At 47.5% G+C, this 19,797-nt stretch carries 14 protein-coding genes and 3 tRNA genes; 9 read left to right on the top strand and 8 right to left on the bottom strand.

All coding sequences use genetic code 11. The features are described 5' to 3' along the window. Positions 1 to 354: 354 nt before the first annotated feature. The 5 genes from ACJJI1_RS03680 to ACJJI1_RS03660 all read right to left on the bottom strand — a co-directional run bounded on the left by ACJJI1_RS03680 (position 355) and on the right by ACJJI1_RS03660 (position 6,349). Positions 355 to 1,659 (bottom strand): hypothetical protein, encoded by a 1,305-nt coding sequence (locus ACJJI1_RS03680; RefSeq protein ID WP_444958569.1) that lies wholly within the window; start codon positions 1,657 to 1,659, stop codon positions 355 to 357. 481 nt (positions 1,660 to 2,140) lie between these two features. Continuing rightward, a complete protein-coding gene (locus tag ACJJI1_RS03675; RefSeq protein WP_444958568.1) occupies positions 2,141 to 3,565 on the bottom strand; it encodes a hypothetical protein in 1,425 nt (474 codons plus the stop codon). 554 nt (positions 3,566 to 4,119) lie between these two features. Beyond that, complete coding sequence (locus ACJJI1_RS03670) at positions 4,120 to 4,305, bottom strand: hypothetical protein (protein WP_444896192.1); 186 nt, start codon at positions 4,303 to 4,305, stop codon at positions 4,120 to 4,122. Beyond that, on the bottom strand, positions 4,293 to 5,402 hold the full coding sequence (locus tag ACJJI1_RS03665) for a hypothetical protein (RefSeq protein ID WP_444911451.1): 1,110 nt from the start codon (positions 5,400 to 5,402) through the stop codon (positions 4,293 to 4,295). The genes ACJJI1_RS03670 and ACJJI1_RS03665 overlap by 13 nt, the downstream gene beginning before the upstream one ends. A gap of 650 nt (positions 5,403 to 6,052) precedes the next feature. Further along, positions 6,053 to 6,349: a hypothetical protein gene (locus tag ACJJI1_RS03660; protein WP_444958567.1), complete on the bottom strand. Its 297-nt coding sequence runs from the start codon at positions 6,347 to 6,349 to the stop codon at positions 6,053 to 6,055. 367 nt (positions 6,350 to 6,716) lie between these two features. Here ACJJI1_RS03660 and ACJJI1_RS03655 point away from each other — a divergent pair, with 367 nt between their 5' ends. Then, positions 6,717 to 8,105 (top strand): MFS transporter, encoded by a 1,389-nt coding sequence (locus tag ACJJI1_RS03655; RefSeq protein WP_413663192.1) that lies wholly within the window; start codon positions 6,717 to 6,719, stop codon positions 8,103 to 8,105. Between the two features lie 35 nt (positions 8,106 to 8,140). Here ACJJI1_RS03655 and ACJJI1_RS03650 read toward each other — a convergent pair whose 3' ends face one another. Then, positions 8,141 to 9,502: a hypothetical protein gene (locus ACJJI1_RS03650; protein WP_444958566.1), complete on the bottom strand. Its 1,362-nt coding sequence runs from the start codon at positions 9,500 to 9,502 to the stop codon at positions 8,141 to 8,143. Between the two features lie 660 nt (positions 9,503 to 10,162). Here ACJJI1_RS03650 and ACJJI1_RS03645 point away from each other — a divergent pair. Next, the gene (locus ACJJI1_RS03645) at positions 10,163 to 11,323 is read left to right on the top strand and encodes an NnrS family protein (protein ID WP_444907373.1); all 1,161 of its coding nucleotides are present in this window, start codon (positions 10,163 to 10,165) and stop codon (positions 11,321 to 11,323) included. Positions 11,324 to 11,405: 82 nt separating this feature from the next. Here ACJJI1_RS03645 and ACJJI1_RS03640 read toward each other — a convergent pair whose 3' ends face one another. Next, on the bottom strand, positions 11,406 to 11,828 hold the full coding sequence (locus ACJJI1_RS03640; RefSeq protein WP_444896197.1) for a GFA family protein: 423 nt from the start codon (positions 11,826 to 11,828) through the stop codon (positions 11,406 to 11,408). An 87-nt stretch (positions 11,829 to 11,915) separates the two neighbouring features. After that, positions 11,916 to 12,707, bottom strand: coding sequence for a PhzF family protein (locus ACJJI1_RS03635; RefSeq protein ID WP_444958565.1), 792 nt, complete (start codon positions 12,705 to 12,707; stop codon positions 11,916 to 11,918). Positions 12,708 to 12,901: 194 nt separating this feature from the next. Here ACJJI1_RS03635 and ubiM point away from each other — a divergent pair, with 194 nt between their 5' ends. From ubiM to infB, 7 genes are all read left to right on the top strand, one after another. Continuing rightward, positions 12,902 to 14,068, top strand: a complete 1,167-nt coding sequence (gene ubiM, locus ACJJI1_RS03630) for a 5-demethoxyubiquinol-8 5-hydroxylase UbiM (protein WP_444958564.1) — start codon at positions 12,902 to 12,904, stop codon at positions 14,066 to 14,068. Between the two features lie 288 nt (positions 14,069 to 14,356). Continuing rightward, positions 14,357 to 14,433 (top strand) — tRNA-Met (locus ACJJI1_RS03625). Between the two features lie 41 nt (positions 14,434 to 14,474). After that, a tRNA-Met gene (locus tag ACJJI1_RS03620) sits at positions 14,475 to 14,551 on the top strand. A 37-nt stretch (positions 14,552 to 14,588) separates the two neighbouring features. Continuing rightward, positions 14,589 to 14,665: transfer RNA gene (locus ACJJI1_RS03615), tRNA-Met, on the top strand. A gap of 136 nt (positions 14,666 to 14,801) precedes the next feature. Next, entirely contained in the window at positions 14,802 to 15,266 is a 465-nt protein-coding gene (gene rimP / locus ACJJI1_RS03610) for a ribosome maturation factor RimP (protein WP_108734364.1), read from the top strand. A 42-nt stretch (positions 15,267 to 15,308) separates the two neighbouring features. Beyond that, the gene (gene nusA, locus ACJJI1_RS03605) at positions 15,309 to 16,811 is read left to right on the top strand and encodes a transcription termination factor NusA (RefSeq protein WP_413663186.1); all 1,503 of its coding nucleotides are present in this window, start codon (positions 15,309 to 15,311) and stop codon (positions 16,809 to 16,811) included. Between the two features lie 64 nt (positions 16,812 to 16,875). Continuing rightward, the gene (infB, locus tag ACJJI1_RS03600) at positions 16,876 to 19,770 is read left to right on the top strand and encodes a translation initiation factor IF-2 (protein WP_444958563.1); all 2,895 of its coding nucleotides are present in this window, start codon (positions 16,876 to 16,878) and stop codon (positions 19,768 to 19,770) included. The last annotated feature ends 27 nt before the right edge of the window (positions 19,771 to 19,797 follow it).

Genomic DNA, 19,797 nt, shown 5'->3' with positions numbered 1-19,797 from the left:
AGTTAGGCCAACTGATATTTTTTGCACTATAATTTTTCTCTTCTAGAATGGATCAAAATTTATCTGGTTGTGAATAATTTTAAATCTAGATAGAGGTTGCAGTCCTAGCTTATGAAAGCTTTAGGCTAACCCTGTTGCCTTGATTTATCCAGGAAGATTATCCGGGGATAAACTTACACCCTTTTTTAACAGAAAAAATGACACCAAACAGAAGCATTTGGTATCATCGACTACATATAAAGAAATTCACGTCTTAAGTGGAGTAAATGATATGAGCATTTCTCCTAATGCATGTCCTTTATGAATGGTCATGTATTCCGCTACTTTGTGTACTTTGAGCTAATAGTGGGTGAGTTACTGCATGATATTACCACTATTGTTTTCGCCAAACTGCGTCACAGTGGATGAGGCAGATGGATTTGCCTGCATAGCCTGTAGAAAATTATTGTTACCACTTTGTGTAAGTGTGGCAACACTACTCATGCCGGTCTGATCAAGGTCAATTTCATTAAGTGTGCCACTCTGATTGGTATCGGCAGAAATTGAATCACCATCCTGAATAATAGAAAGTACGTTCTGTATTCCTGTTTGCACGCCAAGAAGGATGTTAGATATCCCTGTTTGCCCCGCCAGGGCCATATTTTGTTCTCCATTTTGAGAAATAGCTAACAATCCCGAGTCGCTCATAATTTGGAAAGCAATTGCATCATTAGCAATACCTATTTGAGTGACCTCTACAGTACCATTGCTACTGGAGGAGTGGCCTGAACCACCAATTATATTTTGGTCGCCTATTTGTGTGATGGAGGCGCTAACATTATTGCTAGAGTTTATCGATATGCTGCCTAAATTGTCAGTACCGGTTTGCTGGATAAATGTATGGCTCTGTGTGCTATCAATTTGGCTTGAACTTCCTAAATTTAAACTTCCCACTTGATTAGAAAAGGTACTGCCGAAGCTACTATTTAAATTACTAGCTCCCCCTAGATTATCATCGCCACTTTGAATGACCGTACTTGTCATAAATTGAGAGCCACTAACTTGCCCAACTCCCCCATTGTTCAACGATCCATCCTGTAAGATGACAATACTGTTGTTCTCCGTATCGAAACTTGCGCCTGGAGAACTCGTATTTTGAGATCCGCTTTGGTTTACAAATATGGAATTGTTGCTTGAGTTAAAGCTATGAGCTGTGAAAACTTCATTGTCGGTTCCGGTTTGTAAAACATTAGTACTATTAGATGTAGAGTTGAAATTAACGGTAGAGGTGAAATTCAATTCACCACTTTGAAAAACGAAATTGGTGCTCGCGGTATCATTTTGCATAAAGGAATCGACTTCGTTATTGTTCCCCATCTGTACGACGGTATCGATTGTGTCGGTGCTATTTTCTTGGCTTGCTGTGGCTAAGTTTCCATCTCCAATTTGAGTCTGAGTGATCACTGCATTATTGCTATTTATGATTTGTTCTGCCTCAGCTGTATTATTATCACCATTTTGGGTTTGCACAATTAGGTTGTTGGCAACGGTGGGATCACTTTGATCCCCCATGGCAGTGTTATTGTTACCATTTTGATTGACTATGTAGGTGTTGCTCGCTTGTGCTAGCTGTATCACAGCAAGGGTGGATAATCCGGCAATTGTGGCTTTGAATTTCATTGTTGAATTCCTCTTCGAGCTACGCTGTGACTAAGGTTTGGTTTAGTGGGTGACTTAGATTTATAGCTCATCGTTAAAGCTAAATTTAAAATCATCGCTGGTGCTGCCTTTTTGTATTGGCTTCAAACCATATTTTTGGCATTAAAACTTGACTATGCCAGGTGGGGGAACTCTTCGTTTATTTGGGATAAAGCATAGAACTTCCAAACGTACACTGTACTGCTTTGTACTAAATTAAAGCCTATGATGTACTGCACTGATAAAGCAATAGTGACAATTGAAATGTTTGTTGCTGATATCTACCATTAAATTGTCCCAAAAAATTATTGTCAATGAGCGGTGAGATGTATATAGGATAAAAGTACTGAGAAAGTAGTAAGAAAAACTCAAGCCGATAATTTCAAAACTGTCTTGTCAGTATTTGAAATTCTAATAAGGTCTGATAGGGCCTGCAAAGAGGTTTGCAAGGCCCTTGGTTTTTTTACTGCATATAGGTGGCGCTGTTGTTGTCACCTAGTTGGGTGACACTGATTGTATCGCTAAAACCGGTCTGCGTTACCATTAGGAAATTGCTATTGCCATCCTGAGACAATGTAGCAATATCTGAAGATCCACTCTGAGTCAGATCTATTTCGTTGAGATTGCCGCTCTGGTTAAGGGTGGCTGAAATACTGTCTCCGTCTTGGAGGGAATTAATCAAGTTGTCCTCGCCATCTTGTGAGGCGTAAAGGTCGGCATTGAAGTTGGTTTGCTCCGCATTTATTGTGTTTATTTCACTCATTTGAATTATCTCAGCCGAGTGGTTGGAGCCGGTCTGTGTCAGATCCGCATCATTGCCATTACCAATTTGGCTGATGGAGTAGTTATTATCAGATACAGTTTGCAGGCTAACAGAAATACTATTGTTGTCACCTTGCTGAAGGTTTGAACCTACACTGTTATTGGCATTGTCATCTGTGGAACCAAAGATATTGTCATTTCCATATTGTTCAACTGTAGTAAATTGATCAGAACTTTGGCCTCGTACGGTAAACCCTGAATTGAAATTGCCGATCTGTGTTAATTGGACTGAAGTGTTTGAGCTGCCATCATCATCTACCCCTCCGCCGGTATTATCATCACCCATTTGAAAGACGCTGATACTGCTATTAAAACTATCCCACTGGCCTGATGTACCAATATTTCTATCACCGATGGATACTACGTTCAGAAATGCTTCATCCATATTGGTCTGTCCTGAAGAACCAATATTATCGGTGCCAATCATAGTAAATTGCATTGAGCTATTGGTAGAGTCCCTTTGCGGAGAGCTACCAATATTGCTTGTTCCGCTAATGGTATAGATCATTGTAGTATTGGTGGTATTTTCCTGTATTGATCCGCCATTATTGTCGGTTCCCGTTATTGTGAAGGTCATTACCGTATTAGTCGTATTCTCCTGTATGGAGCCACTACCATTATTGGTCCCCATCATGGTGTATGTCATAGTTGTATTGGTGGTTATTTCCTGTCTTGAACTAGCGGAGTTGTCAGTGCCGATTAATGTTTTTTGCATTAGACTATTACTAGTTGATATTTGGTCCGTTCCTGCACTATTATTGTCTCCTATCAAAGTAATTACTGCTGAAGAATTACTACTGCCGTCTTGCTCACTATTCGCGAAGTTGTTGTCTCCCTGCTGGGTTTGAATAATGGTTCCATTGCTGGTGGCATTGAATTGTATTGCCTCGGCATCGTTATTGTCTCCAATCTGAGTCTGCGAGATTAAACTATCAGTGGCACTAGTTTGGTCCCCCATGGCCATATTTCCGATTCCCTCTTGATTGACAATATAAGTATTGTCACCATACGCAATACCGGAAATGGCTAACGCTAAGGTAGTGATTGCAAAGGCTGATGTTTTCATAAATGATTCCTTTCATTTAATGATTTATGGATGGTGTTAAGAGCGATAGATCTCTTGCTTCTATAAAGGTAATTAACGAATGAAACTTCTGTAGCTCAGTTAATTTTTAATGAGCGCTAAGTAAGAAGCTTAAGGGCCCTAAATGGTGAGAGAAGTAGTGATAATGCTTGCTTGTACTGATCCCAAGCCATTTTTTGGCATTAATGCTTGGAGATGCCGAGGCTATATTCATTTTTGCTTCGATTGATGTGAAATATTTATTCCAAATTTTTCACCTGTATTGGTTGATTTTACTATTCATTTAATTTGCTCCTATTTGGTTTGTTGGTCCGCCAAAATGTAGTGAAGTGATAAATGACCCCTACTTACGGTATCGCTTTTAGTATTATTAATAAATAAGATAATTGGTATGAGATAAAAGCACTGAGATGCTAGTAAAAAAGTCTGATTTAATCAGTATTTTCATTGCAGAGTTATATTGATATTTGATAGTGGATAGAATATGTATGGTTAGGTGGAGTCCATATATGGGTATACGGACTCCTATCAACGATTTACTGTGTAAAAGTGGCGCTATTATTGTCACCTAGCTGGGTAACATTGATGCTATCGCTAAATCCTGTTTGAGTGACACTCAGGAAGCTGTTGTTACCATCCTGAGGTAGAGTGGCAGTGTCCTGTTGTCCACTTTGGGTGAGATCTATTTCATTCAGGGTGCCTGCCTGACTTAGTGTTGCCATTTACTGTCCCCATCCTGCAGTGAATTGATCAGGTTGTCCTCACCGTTTTGTAGGGAGTAAAGGTCGTTATCAAAGCTTTCTTGATCAGCATTTATCTCATTTAAATCACTCATTTGAATGATCTCAGCAGTGTGACTTGATCCAGACTGGGTAAGAAATACCATATTTCCATCACCGATCTGTGATATGTAATAGGCGTTATCAGATACCGTCTGTAATAGGGTAAGACTAGTATTGCTATTTCCTTGCTGTAGGACCGTTCCAATACTATTGCTTGAGTCAATGGTTGCATTATCAAATAGGTTACCGTCTCCAAACTGCTCATACGTAGTGCTTTGACTAAAGCTATTAAAACGACCAAGTCCACCTATATTTGAGCTCCCAATTTGAGTAATTGTGGCTGTATTATTCGCACTACCAATCTGCTCTCCAGCGGCCGCAAGATTACTATCCCCGGTTTGAAAGATCATTATCGTAGTACTTGAGCTGACATTCTGGGTGGTGCTAACAAGATTATCGTCACCATAACTTTCAGCTACTAAAGTTGCGGAATCGGAGTCTTGTTGTACAGAGGAGCCAAGATTATCGTCACCTACAAAGGTAAAGCTCATTGAACTGTTGGAAACATTATTCTGAACTGGAAAGCCAAGATTGTCATTGCCTTCCATGATGTATATTAATGAGGTATCAGAAGTGGCATCCTGTGAGCCGCCTCCAGAATTATTATTCCCTGTTACATCCAATTGCATGAAGGAATTGCTGGTTGATGTTTGCGTGGGATCCATATCATTGCCGTCACCAAAGATAATGACCTCAATGATGGAGTCAGTGGTGGCATCTGAAGTGTTATTATCCCCTTCTTGAAATTGAATAATAGTGCCGTTGGTATTGCCATTAGACTGGATGGCCTCAACATCATTATTATCCCCAATTTGAGTCTGTTCGATGAGGTTGTTAAATATAGTGGGATCACTTTGATCCCCTGAGGCTGTATTTCCCGTACCTTCTTGATAGATAATATATTCATTGTCATCTGCATGAACCAGGCCACTGATGGCAAGGGATAGAGCGGTAACGGCTATAGGTAAGATCTTCACAAGTAACTTCTTTACTTCAACTCGCTATGGCGCTTTGACTGCGTCCACAGTACTTCCTGTACAACACAGGTGAAATCCATATCCAATCCCGTGTAATCGAACGTCGACCTACCATCCGTCGGGCATTGGAGGTTATTTGATCGGCCCTAAATGGTGAGAGAAGTAGTGAGACTGCTGACTTGCACTGGCTCCAAGCCATCGGCATTAATACCTGGCTATGCCGGGGCGGTGATCATTGGCGGCTTTATCTAAAAGGCTCAATGATTCCAAATTCTGGTGGGCATAAGTGCTCACCGTTTGTCATAGATATTTCTCCTCTGTAATCCGTTTGATTGGGCTCTCCAAAAGTCGAAATCCAGCTCGTTTCAGATATTGGAGCCTTGGAAAAAGTATTGACAATGAGACTCCTCAGGGGAATGAGATAAAAGCACAGAGATACTGGGACTAAAGTCGGAAAATATCTGATATTTTCAGTGTGTTAGGATGTGGCTGCTGGGAGGAGGGTTGGATGATAGATTCTGGGAGATAGCTGTCTGAACATACAAATTCCTAGAGATAGGCACATGGCTTTACTGCAGAGAAATCGCGGTATTATTACCAAATTAAGTAGTGGTGATGCTATCGTTAATTCCTGCCTGCGTGGGCATTATTTAATTGTTGTTGCCGTTAAATTGTGTTGCTTCAACGTTATTACTGTCACCAATCTGAGCTTGATTTATTAAGTTGTTAGTGGTTGTTTGTTCAATTTGATCTTCAGTAGCAGTGTTGCCAGTTCTTACTTGGTTGATGAGTAAGTACTGTTCGCCTGGGCCTGATGGCCATGATTGATCGAGAGAATGGTAATGGCTAAAGATAGCACCTTCATGGGAAAATCCTGTCAGTCTTTGATTTTTGATTTTTGGTTTATAAGAATTGGAGTAGGGGCCCCGCTCAAGACTGTCGATCAATCCTGATTGATCATCGGCTGATAGCTTTAAATACTTCTGCTACCGGATACTGCTTTTGGACTGTTTCGATCTGCTAAACATGGAATGAGGATTAGTGAGACTGCGGACTTACACTGACATCAAGCCATTGTTGTTGGCATTAATGCTTGTCTATGCCTGAGCTGGGACCTAATCAGAGTATTGCGGAAGAAAGTAATTCTGGATATAGGAGAAAAGCACCGAGAATCTAGTAATAAAGTTTATGAGAACCCCCTTGGTACTAGGCTGTTACTTGGTGTTGCCTGATAATTTACGCTGCAGTTGGTCCTTCATTGGTCCAAGCTTATATATCCATTGCATAATTTGCAAAGTGTAAAGTTTGGCATTTATGGCAGCCTCAAAGACCCCGCTATCGCGATCACAGATTATTGGCTTAACAGCATTGTCGTTGGCAGTCTTTTTGGTGGCCAATGATTTTACGGCCTTCTCAGTCGCTATCCCTGCAATGGAAAAACACTTTAACGCAGATATCTCCACTCTTCAGTGGGTGATTAACGGTTATGCATTGGTGTTCGGGATTTTTATAGTTACTGGCGGGCGCTTGGCGGATATGTTTGGTCGACGCCGGCTATTTTTTGTTGGAACCTCAATCTTCGTCTTTTTTTCAGTTTTGGGTGGTCTGGCCGTCAATGAATGGATGCTGCTGGGAAGCCGGGCATTAATGGGTGTTGGTGGTGCTCTGATGTGGCCCGCTGTGCTCGGCATGACCTATCAGATCATGCCTGACGACCGCGCCGGTCAGGCAGGCGGTTTGATAATGACGGTGTGTGGCTTTGCGAACTCTGTAGGGCCACTGTTGGGTGGTTTTTTTACAGATTTTCTTAGCTGGCGCTGGATTTTTTTTATTAACTTACCCATCGCTTTGGCGGCAATGTTGGTGGGTTGGAAAGTAATTGAGGATGATAAGCCCGATGAGAGCAATGAAAAGGTTGACTATTGGGGGATGGCCTCATTATCAATTAGCCTTTTGGCTTTAATGTTATCTCTGGATTTTGTTATCGATGTAGGATTTAGAAGTCCTTTAGTGATTGGACTTTTAGTAACATCGGTGATTTTCTTTTTGGTATTTGCCTGGGTTGAGCCTCATACTCGCTCTGACCCACTTATTCCCCCGGATGTAGCTACTAATTGGCGCTTTTTTTCTATCTGTGTGGTGACTTTGCTTCTATCGGTCACTTTTGTATCTATGTTGCTTTATATTCCTCAATTTTTAATTAAGGAGTTGAGCTATTCTGCAGTTTGGTCTGGTGCGGGTTTATTGCCGGTGATGATTACCTATGCGGTAGTCTCATATATAGCAGGGTGGTTATATGAATTTTTGGGGGCTCGCCTAATTTTAGCGGGAGCGGCACTCTTTTTAGGTTTGGGTATGTTTTTACTTTCTGGCCTAGTGGTTCGCGATCACTATCTGCACTTGGTACCGGGAATGCTCACTCTCGGTATAGGATTAGGCTTATATTTTCCTACGATAACGACTACTGCGGTTACGGTATTGGGGCCTGCCAGGGCAAGCTTGGCGGCGGCCTTAATTTATATGTTCCAAATTATCGGCGGTGCTATTGGTCTGGCGATGAATACAACGGTTGTTGCGATGGCTCCGGAATTATCTGAAGGTATTGATCGGGCATTTACTGTTAATGCGTGTTTGGCTGCTGCAGCACTGATTGTAAGTTTGCTGTTTGTGAAAGGGGATGTTTCCCAGAAAGAAAAAATCTGAGCAATAAATAATATGGTTTTTCTTAGCCTCTTTCTCTACTGTATGTGTATCGCAGAATTGTTACTGCCAATCTGTGAAATGGAGATAGTAGCACCAAAACTCAATTGAATTACCTGGAGAAAGTTGTCTGTACCTAGTTGTAGTAGCTCTGCACTATTAACGCTGCCGGTTTGAGTGAGATTGATAGTGTTTAGCTCACCCAGTTGAATGATGTCCGCATCATCAATATAACCAGACTGCGTTGAACTTACTTGATTCTGTAGGCCTTGTTGCAGCAACTGTAGTCTTGCACTAAAGCCATCTTGAATGGCTATTAATGTGTTTTGATCAAATTCCTGGTCTATAGCTGCCTCAGAGACTGATCCACTTTGACTAATATCAGCACTATTATCCGATCCACTTTGTGTGACAACACTACTGGCCCCTTCAATAGCGAGTTGTATTGACGTGGCGCTATTACTTGTTCCTGTTTGTGTTATCTCGGAAAAATTATTGATGTTTATCTGGTTGATTGTGGACCCGTTGTTTGTTCCACTTTGAGATGTAAAGGCCTGGTTGTTTTGAGCAAGATTAACAATTATAGAAGCGCGATTACTCTGTCCTTGCTGGATGGAACTGTTAAATCCCTGAATAGAGTTGCTTGTTTGGATGCTAGTAGCACTGGAATCTGTAAGTTGTACTATTGAGTTGGTATTAAAGGCGCCGTTAGTATTTGTTATCCGGGCAGTGTTGTTATTGCCAAATTGTTGAATTTGATTATTGGTTCCCAGAGACTGTATCAGGATAATTCTAGTATCAATATTCTGGCTTCCACTTTGGATAATACTGGCAGAGTTTGCTATGCCACTTTCTTTATCGATAATCTCAGCTCTATTAAAATTACCTAACTGGCTAATAGAGACATCACTAAGAGCAACATCATCTTGGATAGATTCCGAAAAATTTAGGGTTCCTATCTGCGAGATGTTAGCAGTTGTACCAGTGGAAAGGTTTTGTATGCTCGTAATTTGATTTAGGGATTGTTCCTGACTGATGCTTATAGTGCTAAACAGTGTACTTGTCTGTGAGGTTTCGGCCTTGTTGAGAACATTAAGCTGGGAGACTGATGTCGTGCTACCCAGGCTGCTGGATTGGACTGACATTAGCTCGTTTGATACGCCTCTCTGCAACTGGATAATAGATCCTTCAGTATTGCCGTTGGATTGCTGAGCCACCACATTATTAAATTCACCATCTTGTGTTTGCATGATGAGATTGTTAATGATGGTTGGGTCGCTTTGGTCCCCTATAGCCCGATTGCCAATACCCTGTTGTGACAGGATATAAGTGTTGGTTGCGAGGGCCTGGCAGCAGAATAGTAAGGTTGATGCCGCGATAAGATAGCCTGGTATGAGCATAATTCCTCCACTGCACAGGCTGGCGTAAATCTTTAACTTAGGCTGTATCTTGCCGGCACTGGGCACCGTGTAATGATTGCCATATAAAATTATGGTGAAAATATAATGGTTTGTATATGAGAGATAAGTACTGAATTACTAGGGAAATAGGTTCAAGCTTTATTCCTGGTTGAGTGTTTGTTTATTGGTGGCTCCGTGTATGTTTCTGTAAATGGAAGTGCTTCCCAATTTGAGTAAACTTGTGAGATACTTCAAGTCCACTTCACCTTTGCCCAGTTTTTCCTGAAAATAGAAATAACCCTATAAAACGTGTGGTTTTTTCAGGTTATCTACACAGAAAAAGATTCTTCACCCCAGTTAGAATAATTCACAGACTACTCATTTTTTTGTTAACTATTTTTGTTAATTGAGTGAGAATAGGGCTCTTTCCCAATCCCTGGAAATGGAATCTCGGGCGATATCCCGCACTGATGCGGATGACTGAAAAGTCGGCGCTTTTGCCTAGGTTGCGGCGCCGCCGGACAGATAAACCCCTGTGTCCTGCTTTTTTTAGGACGCCTTTGATTCTCCAAGCAAAGCAGGCCTGTCGGGGTGGTCTTGTACTGCGAATTATTTGTGTAGGGAGCCTGGTGTTCCCGTAGTTGGTAAGGAGAATGGATTTTGATACCTATCGTTGACCGCGCGCGCGCGGAGTCTATTGCACCTATTTGGCGTATGCCGTTTCGCCCTTTTTTCTGGGGAGCTGCTCTGTGGAGTATGGTTGCCCTGGTTATCTGGCAGGGGCAGTTATTCGGTTGGCAGATGCCGGCTTTTCGAATGGGGGTAGTCTGGCACTCTCATGAGATGCTGTTCGGGTTCGCGGCTACTGTTGTTGTAGGTTTTCTCGGCACGGCCATGCAAACCTGGACTGGTATCCCCTCGCCAAAGGGAACCCAACTTATTGCTTTGGTCGGCCTGTGGCTCTTGGCCCGTTTGGGTTACCTGTTGGCGGCGGTCCCTATTTGGATGCCGGTAATTGCTGAAGTCTCCTTCTTCCTGTTCTCAGCGTTTTTGCTCGGAGCCAGGGTGTTGCGAACCAAGCAGTGGCGAAATATGTTTGTATTGCCTGCGATGCTGATGTTTGCCGCATTGTCCGCTAGCCACTGGTTGCTGCCAGGGGCACAGAGCCGAATCGCCTTGCTGGCTCTGCTGTTGGTGACGGCGATTATTCTGATAATCGGCGGGCGGGTTATACCCTTCTTTACGGCGCGCCGCTTTCACTTGAGCCCAAGAGATAAGATACCGGCTGTAGAGTGGGGTACCCATATTGCCGCGGTGGGTTTGTTACTGTCGGTGGCTGTTGGTTTGCCGCAAATGGTTTGGGCTTTTTTTGCGGTCTCTCTGGGTATTTTGCAGGTGATCCGGGTAGTTCGCTGGCACCCGACAAAAATATGGGCAGAACCGATGGTTTGGTCTCTGCATGTGAGCTACTGGTTAGTTATTTTGGGGTGTTTTCTCGCGGCTCTGGCCTGGAGCCAAATTGCCCCTTCCTGGCAGAGTCCCGCTTTACACGCATTTGCCGTTGGCGGTATTGGCGGATTGATCTTGTCTATGACCAGCCGCGTCAGTCTCGGCCACACAGGTCGGATATTGAAGGCGCCGCGCTTGATGCCCCTGGCTTTTATGGCCCTGGCGTTATCTGCTCTCGCACGTGTGTTTTGGGCACCCGCCCCGAGTGGTTTGCTCGCAGCAATTATTGCCTGGGTAGTCGGTTACACGCTTTTCTTACTGTATTACACCCCGGTGCTTTTCCAGCCGCGCGTTGACGGTCATCCCGGCTAATTCTCTCTATGTGATCTTCAGTTGCTGCGAGAAACCTTATCATCGCAGCAACTGTGGTCGAGTAAAGCCATCATTAGCTGGTCTATTCAGAGTCCGCACTAGCTACCTGGGGTAGTTTGTCTACTTTAGGTACTGTTTCCAGTTCCCGGTCCCACTCGGCTTTACTGGCCATAAAGATATGGGCATTAGGCCTTACATCTATTGGGCGATCCAGGCTGCCAGCGGGAACCGCTAAGAGGCCAATTTCAGGATCTTCTCGTGGCACTGCGGAACCGCATTGATTGCAAAAGCTTTTGCTGTGCCTCGTCCCTGCTAACTTAAAGGTTTTGACCTGTTCTGCACCGGATAGCCATTCAAGTTTCGCTGATGCGAAGAATAGGTTTGCTGCATGAGCTGAACCGGTATCTTTGCGGCAGTAACTACAGTGGCAGAGAAAGAAGCCCCCAAAGTCACCTTCAATTTCGAAGTTAATAGTGCCGCATAGGCACGATCCTTTTTGTTCCATTGCTCAATGCTCCTCTATTTAGTTGTACTTATCGTAATTGGGGGAAATTGTGATTTATTTTGGATGTCTCGGTGGGTTTTTGGGGTATCAAACCCGTATGGTCCCGCTCAAATAGGGTACTGCTTTGCCTGAGATAATGACCCTGTCCCCGGCGATGGTGCAATTCAGCAGGCCGCCGCGCTTGGAGGCTTGATAGGCGATCAGCTCTTTCTTATCCAGAATTTGTGACCAGTAAGGGGCGAGCCCTGTGTGAATAGAACCGGTCACCGGATCTTCGGCACCACCATTGGATGGCCAGAAATATCGGGAGATAAAATCGTACTTATCGGATTTTGCCGTGACGACCACATCGTAGGGGGCGAGCTTTCGCAGGCTGCTCGCATCCTGCTGTACATCCAATACTTCTCGCTCACTATTGTAGATGGCAAAGTAAGCTTGGTTGTGAAGTAACACTTGACTTGGTGTTATTGAAAGCCCCTCCAGTAATTCTGGCGGTATGCGATCTATGGGTTGTGGCTCCCTTCGTGGGAAGTCCATGGAAATAATTCTATTTTCCCCTCGGCTTATTGTCATTTTGCCCACAGCGGCCGCATGGAGCTGGAGTTGCTCGCATAGAGGGTTTTGAGAAAAAAGAACATGGGCTGACGCCAGGGTGGCATGACCACAAAAATCAATTTCCGTTAACGGTGAAAACCAGCGAATTCCATAACTGGTATCTGGGCGTTTTACCAGGAACGCGGTTTCGGAAAGGTTATTTTCTGCAGCGATGGATTGCATTAAATTTTCATCCAGCCAATCCTCAGTAACAACAACTCCTGCTGAATTTCCGTGAAAGACTTTGTCGGTAAAAGCGTTAATGAAATGAATTTCAAGTTCCATATTTGAACTCCATGGTGCTCCAGTTTTTCAGAAGCGCTGGTGGCGGGCGTGATATTTTATACCCCTAAAGTTCACCAATTTATACCTCTGTAGAGCGGCTTGGGATTGGCTTTAACCTGATCTGGATCAGTTTATCCCGGATGTGAGTCACTAGAGTGAATTGTATTTGTTGCGTGCAAATCAGGGGTGTGAAAATGACGGAGTCCGATGTAGCTATCGTAGGTGCTGGACCGGCGGGACTTTCCTTGGCGGTGATGCTCGCCCGCAAAGGGTGTCAGGTGGCAATTATTGAGCGCCAGGATAAGTCGGCGCTGTCCTCTCCCGTTGATGATGGCCGCGAGATTGCCCTGACACATAAATCCTACAAGCTGCTGCAAGAACTGGGGGCTTGGCAGAGATTATCCCCGGAAGAGATTAGCCCGCTAAATGCTGCCGAAGTAGTCGACGGCAATTCCCCTTCGACACTCCACTTTAGCCCGGGAGAGAGGGGGCCTCTGGGTTTTATTGTCTCCAACTCTGCAATCCGGCGAATCTTATATGAGACAGTTTTGGAGACTGAGAATATAACTCTGCTCGATAACTCGACCGTTACCGGGATGACATTGAGTGGCGCCATGCGTCATCTTGAGTTGGCAGAGGGGGAGGGCGTGCGCGCTTCCCTGGTGGTTGCAGCCGACAGCCGTTTTTCTGAAGTGCGACGCATGGCGGGAATTGGCGCCGATATGCGCGACTTTGGCCGAGTGGCGATTGTCGGCCCTGTACGCACCGAATTACCCCACGATGGTATTGCCCGGGAGTGTTTCCGCTACGGCTCGACACTGGCGCTGTTACCTTTGCCCAAGGCAAATATTTCATCGGCCGTGGTTACTGTTCCCGCCAGTCTCTCTGCCCAGATTATGGCGATGGGCAATGAAGAGTTTGCCGGGCACGTATCCCGCGAAAGCGCGTCCCAGCTCGGCGGTGTCGAAGCTTTTGGTGAGCGCCACTGTTATCCATTGGTTGCGGTATACGCACATCACTTTTTCGCTGAGCGCTTTGCCTTGGTGGGAGATGCCGCTGTGGGGATGCATCCAGTGACCGCACATGGATTTAATTTGGGCTTGGCCGGTGCGGATACTTTGGCCCGCCAACTGGATAGTGTTAGCCGTCTATATAACCCGGCCAAGCTGACTCGGGCCCTGGCCCGTTACCAGATGCTGCACCGGGTTGAATCCAAGCCGATTTACTCTGGAACTAATAGGGTGGTGGATTTGTTTACCGACGATCGCCTGCCGGCCAAGTTGCTGCGCAAAATGGTGTTGCGGGTCAGTGATCGCTTTCCCCCAATTCGAAAAGCAATAGTGCACCAGTTAACTCGCTAGCTTATTCAGAGGCTTGTTAAGAGAGTTTTACTCTTCGTTCTTTTTATAAAAAGTACATGTGCAAGAAAGAAGACGGTATATGGAAGTGGCCTGCTTGCGGGATTTTCTTCCTTTTCTATACTGATTTGCGAGATGGTAGAGACGGCTTTAACCCCCCGGTGAAAACAAATGCCAATTACGGCTTGACTCACCGGGTCAGCACCAATAGAATGCGCAGCCTCTTGAGTGGTTGGGCAGGTCCCACCGCAGGGAAACAAAGATCAACCAGGCTTTGTTTCTTGGAGTTGTTGCGGGGTGGAGCAGCCTGGTAGCTCGTCGGGCTCATAACCCGAAGGTCGTAGGTTCAAATCCTGCCCCCGCTACCAATTTTACCTTCGGGTAAAATATTTGATTGCGCATTTGTTGTTGCGGGGTGGAGCAGCCTGGTAGCTCGTCGGGCTCATAACCCGAAGGTCGTAGGTTCAAATCCTGCCCCCGCTACCAACTTTCCTTAGGGAAACTTTGATTGCGCTTTCGTTGTTGCGGGGTGGAGCAGCCTGGTAGCTCGTCGGGCTCATAACCCGAAGGTCGTAGGTTCAAATCCTGCCCCCGCTACCAAATTTTGCATTCGTGCACACTGACTGCGCGAATGTGCGGTCAAAGCCCCGTCAGGGGCTTTTTCGTATCTGCAAGAAAAGTTGCAGATATTTTTCGAAGTGGGCCGTAGGCCCATTTTTTGTATGTGGTGACGAGAATGGCGAGCAAACGCGAATTGCTGGAAGAGCTTCTGGCGCCGGTGGTGGCATCGCTGGGGTGTGAGTTGTGGGGTATTGAGTACCAAACCCACGGTCGCAACGCGCTGCTGCGCATTTATATCGACTCCGAAAACGGTATTTCCGTTGAGGATTGCGAGAAAGTGAGCCGCCAATCCAGTGCTGTACTGGATGTGGAAGATCCCATCAGTAGTAAGTACACACTTGAAGTCTCTTCCCCAGGGCTCGACCGCCCTCTTTATAAGCTGGCCCAGTACGAGCGCTTTATCGGCGCCCAGATTGAAGTTCGCCTGCGTATGCCTCTGGATGGGCAGCGTAAGTGGCGCGGACTGCTGGCCGGTGTAGAGGGTGATGAAGTGGTTCTGCGTGTAGATAGTGAAAACGAATACCTTTTGCCGATCGACAGTATCGAAAAAGCAAATATCATTCCCCAATTTACCAAATAACCTGTAGGAGCCTGAGCTCAGGCGATTTTGAGGCACAGTTGCATGAACAAAGAGATCTTGCTGGTAGCCGAGGCGGTATCCAACGAGAAGGGCGTTGACCAGGAGATTATTTTCCAGGCCATCGAAGCGGCATTGGCAACGGCCACGAAGAAGCGCTACGACGAAGATTCAACCATTGAGGTTATCATTGATCGTCGTTCAGGCGATTACGAGACTTTCCGCAGCTGGGAAGTGGTCGGTGATGAAGTCTTGGCTGAGTTGGGTACCCAGTTCACCCTGGAAGAAGCCCACGAAAAAGATGCTGACCTGAAAGCAGGTGACGTTTTCCGCGAGCAGGTGGAAAATGTAGAATTTGGACGCATCGCCGCACAGACTGCAAAGCAGGTCATCGTACAAAAGGTACGTGAAGCCGAGCGCGCCAAAGTTGTAGACGAGTACCGCGATCGCGTCGGCGAGATGGTTAGCGGCACTGTGAAGAAGGTGACCCGCGACTTTATCGCTGTAGACCTGGGTAATAACGCCGAAGCGCGCCTGCCCCGCGATCAGCTGGTTGGTCGCGAAATTTTCCGACTCGGTGATCGCGTGCGTGCAATCCTGTTGGAAATCCAACCGGAAGCCCGCGGCCCCCAGCTGATGCTGAGCCGCTCCTGCCCGGAAATGATTGTCGAATTGTTCCGCATTGAAGTGCCGGAAATTTCCGAGCAGGTAATCGAAATTAAAGGCGCGGCCCGCGATCCCGGGCTGCGTGCAAAAATCGCTGTAAATACCAACGACGGTCGCATCGACCCGGTGGGTGCCTGTGTGGGCATGCGCGGCGCGCGTGTTCAGGCGGTATCCAACGAGCTGTCTGGCGAGCGCGTAGATATCGTTCTGTGGGATGAAAACCCCGCTCAGTTCGTTATCAATGCGATGGCGCCAGCAGAAATTGAATCCATCGTAGTCGACGAAGACACCGGTTCTATGGACGTAGCCGTGGCAGAGGAAAACCTCGCAATGGCTATCGGCCGCAGCGGCCAGAATGTGCGCTTGGCCTCCGAGCTGACCCAGTGGCAGATCAATGTCATGAGCAGTGACGAGTGGCAGAGCAAGCAGGAAGCCGAGTCCAGCTCCATCATGCAGGTGTTTATGGATCGCCTGGATATCGATGAAGACGTTGCTGGTGTACTGGTTGAAGAGGGCTTCGCCTCTCTGGAAGAAGTAGCTTATGTACCCATCGAAGAGATGCTCGCAATTGAGGGCTTCGATGAGGATATCGCTGAGGAGCTGCGCGCCCGCGCCAAGGACACCCTGTTGACCCAAGCGCTGGCATCCGAAGAGAAGCTGGATGCATCTGAGCCCCAGGAAGACCTTTTGAATATGGACGGTATGGAGCGCCAGCTGGCATTCCAACTGGCCAGCCGTGGTATTTCCACGATGGAAGACCTGGCAGAGCAGGCTGTCGATGACCTGCTGGATATCGAAGGTCTCGACCAGGAGCGCGCTGCAGCGCTGATTATGAAGGCGCGTGAGCCCTGGTTTGCCGATGACAGCGGCGAAGAAGCTTAAGTGCAGCGAAAAATAACTTACGTATAAGTAACCCCCTCCGACCAAGTGACTTTTAGGAGAGAGAATGGCCGAAGTAACAGTTAGTGAACTCGCCAAATCGGTTGGTGCCACCGAAGACCGTCTGCTCAAGCAGATGAAAGAAGCGGGTTTGCCTCACACCTCTGTGGATGCAGTGGTGTCAGACGAGGAAAAGCAGGTCTTGCTCAGTTTCCTGAAAAGCAGTCACGGGGAGCAGGGCGCCGCGCCGCGCAAGATCACCTTGAAGCGCAAAACCACAAGCACGCTGAAGACTGGCTCTGGCACCGGCCGCAAGACTGTGAATGTGGAAGTGCGCAAGAAGCGCACCTATGTGAAGCGCCCTCAAGCTGAGCTTGAAACCGTAGCGGCAGGCGAAGAATCGAGCAGCCCCGAGCAGGAAGCGGCAGTCGATGCCCTGCAAAATGAGCAGGAAAGACTGGAGGCCGAAGCCGAACGCGCTCGCGCAGAAGCCGAGGCAGAAGCTGCACGCCTAGCGGCGGAAGAAGAGGCGCTAGCCAAAGCCGAAGCCGAGGCGAAAGCCAAGGCTGAAGCCGAAGCGAAAGCCAAGGCCGAAGCAGAAGCAAAAGCCAAGGCTGAAGCCGAAGCGAAAGCAAACAATGAAGTAAAAGCCGATCAAGATGCGGCTAAATCAGAGGATAAGACCGCGGAAAACGTAGTGAAAAAGGCAGAGCCCGCCGCACCAATCCGCTCAAGCTACTCCGACGATATCGAGGCAATGCGTATTGCCGCGATGGAGCGTCGCAAGCAGCAGGCTGAGCAGGAAAAGCGTGAACTTGAAGAGAAGAAAGCTAAAGTAGAAGCTGACCGACGCGCAGCCCAGGAAAAGAAAGAGAAAGCTGCGCAAGCTGCACAGACAGCCAAGGCTAAGCCAGCACCGGCAAAAAGTGCTGAGAAGACCACTGAGGTCAAGCCTGCTCTGCGCCGCAAGCTGGAGGCAGCATCCACTGCTCCCGCTGAAGCTGATCGCTCTGAGGACGAGCCGCGTAAGCGTCGCGGTCGCCGCTCCAAGTCCGGCCCGAAAAAATCCAGCAAAACCGCTCTGTACGAACAGGCGCTGGAAGTATTTGAGGAAGACGAAGCATCCAAGCGCAGCACGCGCTCCCTGTCTCGTCCGACCTTGAAGGTTAAACCTACGCACGGCTTTAAAAGGCCCACGGAGAAACAGGTGTACGAAGTACAGTTGGGCGAAACCATCACTGTTGGCGAGCTGGCCAAACAGATGAATGTGAAAGCCGGTGACCTGATCAAGCGCCTGATGAAAATGGGCGAGATGGTTACTATCAACCAGAGCCTGGACCGTGAAACTGCACAGCTGATCATCGAAGAGATGGGCCACAAGGTGGTATTCCGCTCTGAGAGCGAGCTGGAGGAAGCGCTGGTTGCCGAGACCCAAGCCAGTGAAGGCACTGAGGTGTCCCGCGCACCAGTAGTTACCGTTATGGGTCACGTTGACCACGGTAAAACCTCCCTGCTGGACTACATCCGTAAGACCAAGGTGGCTTCCGGTGAAGCCGGTGGTATTACCCAGCACATCGGTGCTTACCGTGTGAAAACCAGCCAGGGCGAGATCGCTTTCCTGGATACCCCGGGACACGCCGCCTTTACTGCGATGCGCGCCCGTGGCGCCCAGGCGACTGACGTCGTGATTCTGGTTGTGGCCGCTGACGATGGTGTGATGCCGCAGACTGAAGAAGCTGTGAACCACGCCCGCGCTGCCGGTGTACCGCTGGTTGTTGCAATCAACAAGTGCGACAAAGAAGCTGCCGATCCCGATCGTGTTAAAAACGAGCTGGCTGCGAAAGATGTAATTCCTGAAGACTGGGGCGGTGATACCCAGTTTATCAATGTGTCTGCACACACTGGTGAAGGCATCGACGACCTGCTGGAAGCGATTTCCCTGCAAGCAGAGATGCTGGAGCTGAAGGCCAAGGTCAAGGTACCGGCAACAGGTGTTGTGATCGAATCCCGCCTGGAAAAAGGTCGCGGTGTTGTGGCCACCCTGCTGGTACAGAACGGCGAGCTGAAGCGCGGCGATATCGTACTGGCAGGCCAGAGCTACGGCCGTGTTCGCGCCATGACCAACGAGCTGGGCAAGCAGGTTAAAGAAGCTGGCCCTTCAACTCCGGTTGAGCTGCTGGGTCTGGACACCACACCCAACGCCGGTGACGAGTTCATGGTGGTTGCGGATGAGCGCAGAGCTCGTGAAGTAGCTGAACAGCGCGGTGATAAAGAGCGTCGTGAGCGCATGCAGCGCCAGCAGGCGGCCAAGCTGGAAAACATGTTTGCGAACATGGAAGCCGGCGAGCGCAAAGTACTGCCGGTTGTGATCAAAGCGGACGTTCGCGGCTCCCTGGAAGCTATCCTGGGCGCATTGGCGGATATCGGCAACGAAGAAGTTTCTGTCAACGTCGTGTCCAGCGGTGTAGGTGGTATCGCCGAGAACGATATCAACCTGGCCCTGACCTCCGGCGCTATCGTACTGGGCTTCAACACCCGTGCTGATGTGGCTGCCCGAAAGGTTGCTGAGACAGAAGGCGTAGAGATTCGTTACTACAGCGTGATCTACAACCTGCTCGACGAAGTGAAGCAGGCGCTGTCCGGTATGCTTGATCCGGAAATACGTGAAGAAATCGTGGGTATTGCCCAGGTTCGCGATGTATTCCGCTCACCGAAGTTTGGCGCCATTGCCGGTTGTATGGTTACTGAAGGTACCGTCTACCGCAACAAGCCGATCCGCGTACTGCGCGACAACGTTGTAATCTATCAGGGTGAACTGGAATCCCTGCGTCGCTTCAAAGACGATGTGCAAGATGTGCGCAACGGCATGGAGTGTGGTATCGGGGTTAAGGACTACAACGACGTTAAGTCCGGTGACCAGATCGAAGTTTACGATATCGTTAAGGTTGCTCGCGAACTCTAAGGAGTTCCGCAGCGGATCGAGGATAAA

The sequence above is a fragment of the Microbulbifer maximicatervae (SeqCode) genome (assembly GCF_052467065.1).
This window is presented reverse-complemented; position numbering and strand designations above follow the sequence as displayed.

Excerpts from the sequence above, each read along its gene's own strand:
- rimP (WP_108734364.1), top strand. The coding sequence starts at position 14,802 with ATGGCGAGCAAACGCGAATTGCTGGAAGAGCTTCTGGCGCCGGTGGTG.
- infB (WP_444958563.1), top strand. The coding sequence starts at position 16,876 with ATGGCCGAAGTAACAGTTAGTGAACTCGCCAAATCGGTTGGTGCCACC.
- ACJJI1_RS03635 (WP_444958565.1), bottom strand. The coding sequence starts at position 12,707 with ATGGAACTTGAAATTCATTTCATTAACGCTTTTACCGACAAAGTCTTT.
- ACJJI1_RS03680 (WP_444958569.1), bottom strand. The coding sequence starts at position 1,659 with ATGAAATTCAAAGCCACAATTGCCGGATTATCCACCCTTGCTGTGATA.
- ACJJI1_RS03655 (WP_413663192.1), top strand. The coding sequence starts at position 6,717 with ATGGCAGCCTCAAAGACCCCGCTATCGCGATCACAGATTATTGGCTTA.
- ubiM (WP_444958564.1), top strand. The coding sequence starts at position 12,902 with ATGACGGAGTCCGATGTAGCTATCGTAGGTGCTGGACCGGCGGGACTT.
- ACJJI1_RS03675 (WP_444958568.1), bottom strand. The coding sequence starts at position 3,565 with ATGAAAACATCAGCCTTTGCAATCACTACCTTAGCGTTAGCCATTTCC.
- ACJJI1_RS03650 (WP_444958566.1), bottom strand. The coding sequence starts at position 9,502 with ATGCTCATACCAGGCTATCTTATCGCGGCATCAACCTTACTATTCTGC.
- nusA (WP_413663186.1), top strand. The coding sequence starts at position 15,309 with ATGAACAAAGAGATCTTGCTGGTAGCCGAGGCGGTATCCAACGAGAAG.
- ACJJI1_RS03640 (WP_444896197.1), bottom strand. The coding sequence starts at position 11,828 with ATGGAACAAAAAGGATCGTGCCTATGCGGCACTATTAACTTCGAAATT.
- ACJJI1_RS03670 (WP_444896192.1), bottom strand. The coding sequence starts at position 4,305 with ATGGCAACACTAAGTCAGGCAGGCACCCTGAATGAAATAGATCTCACC.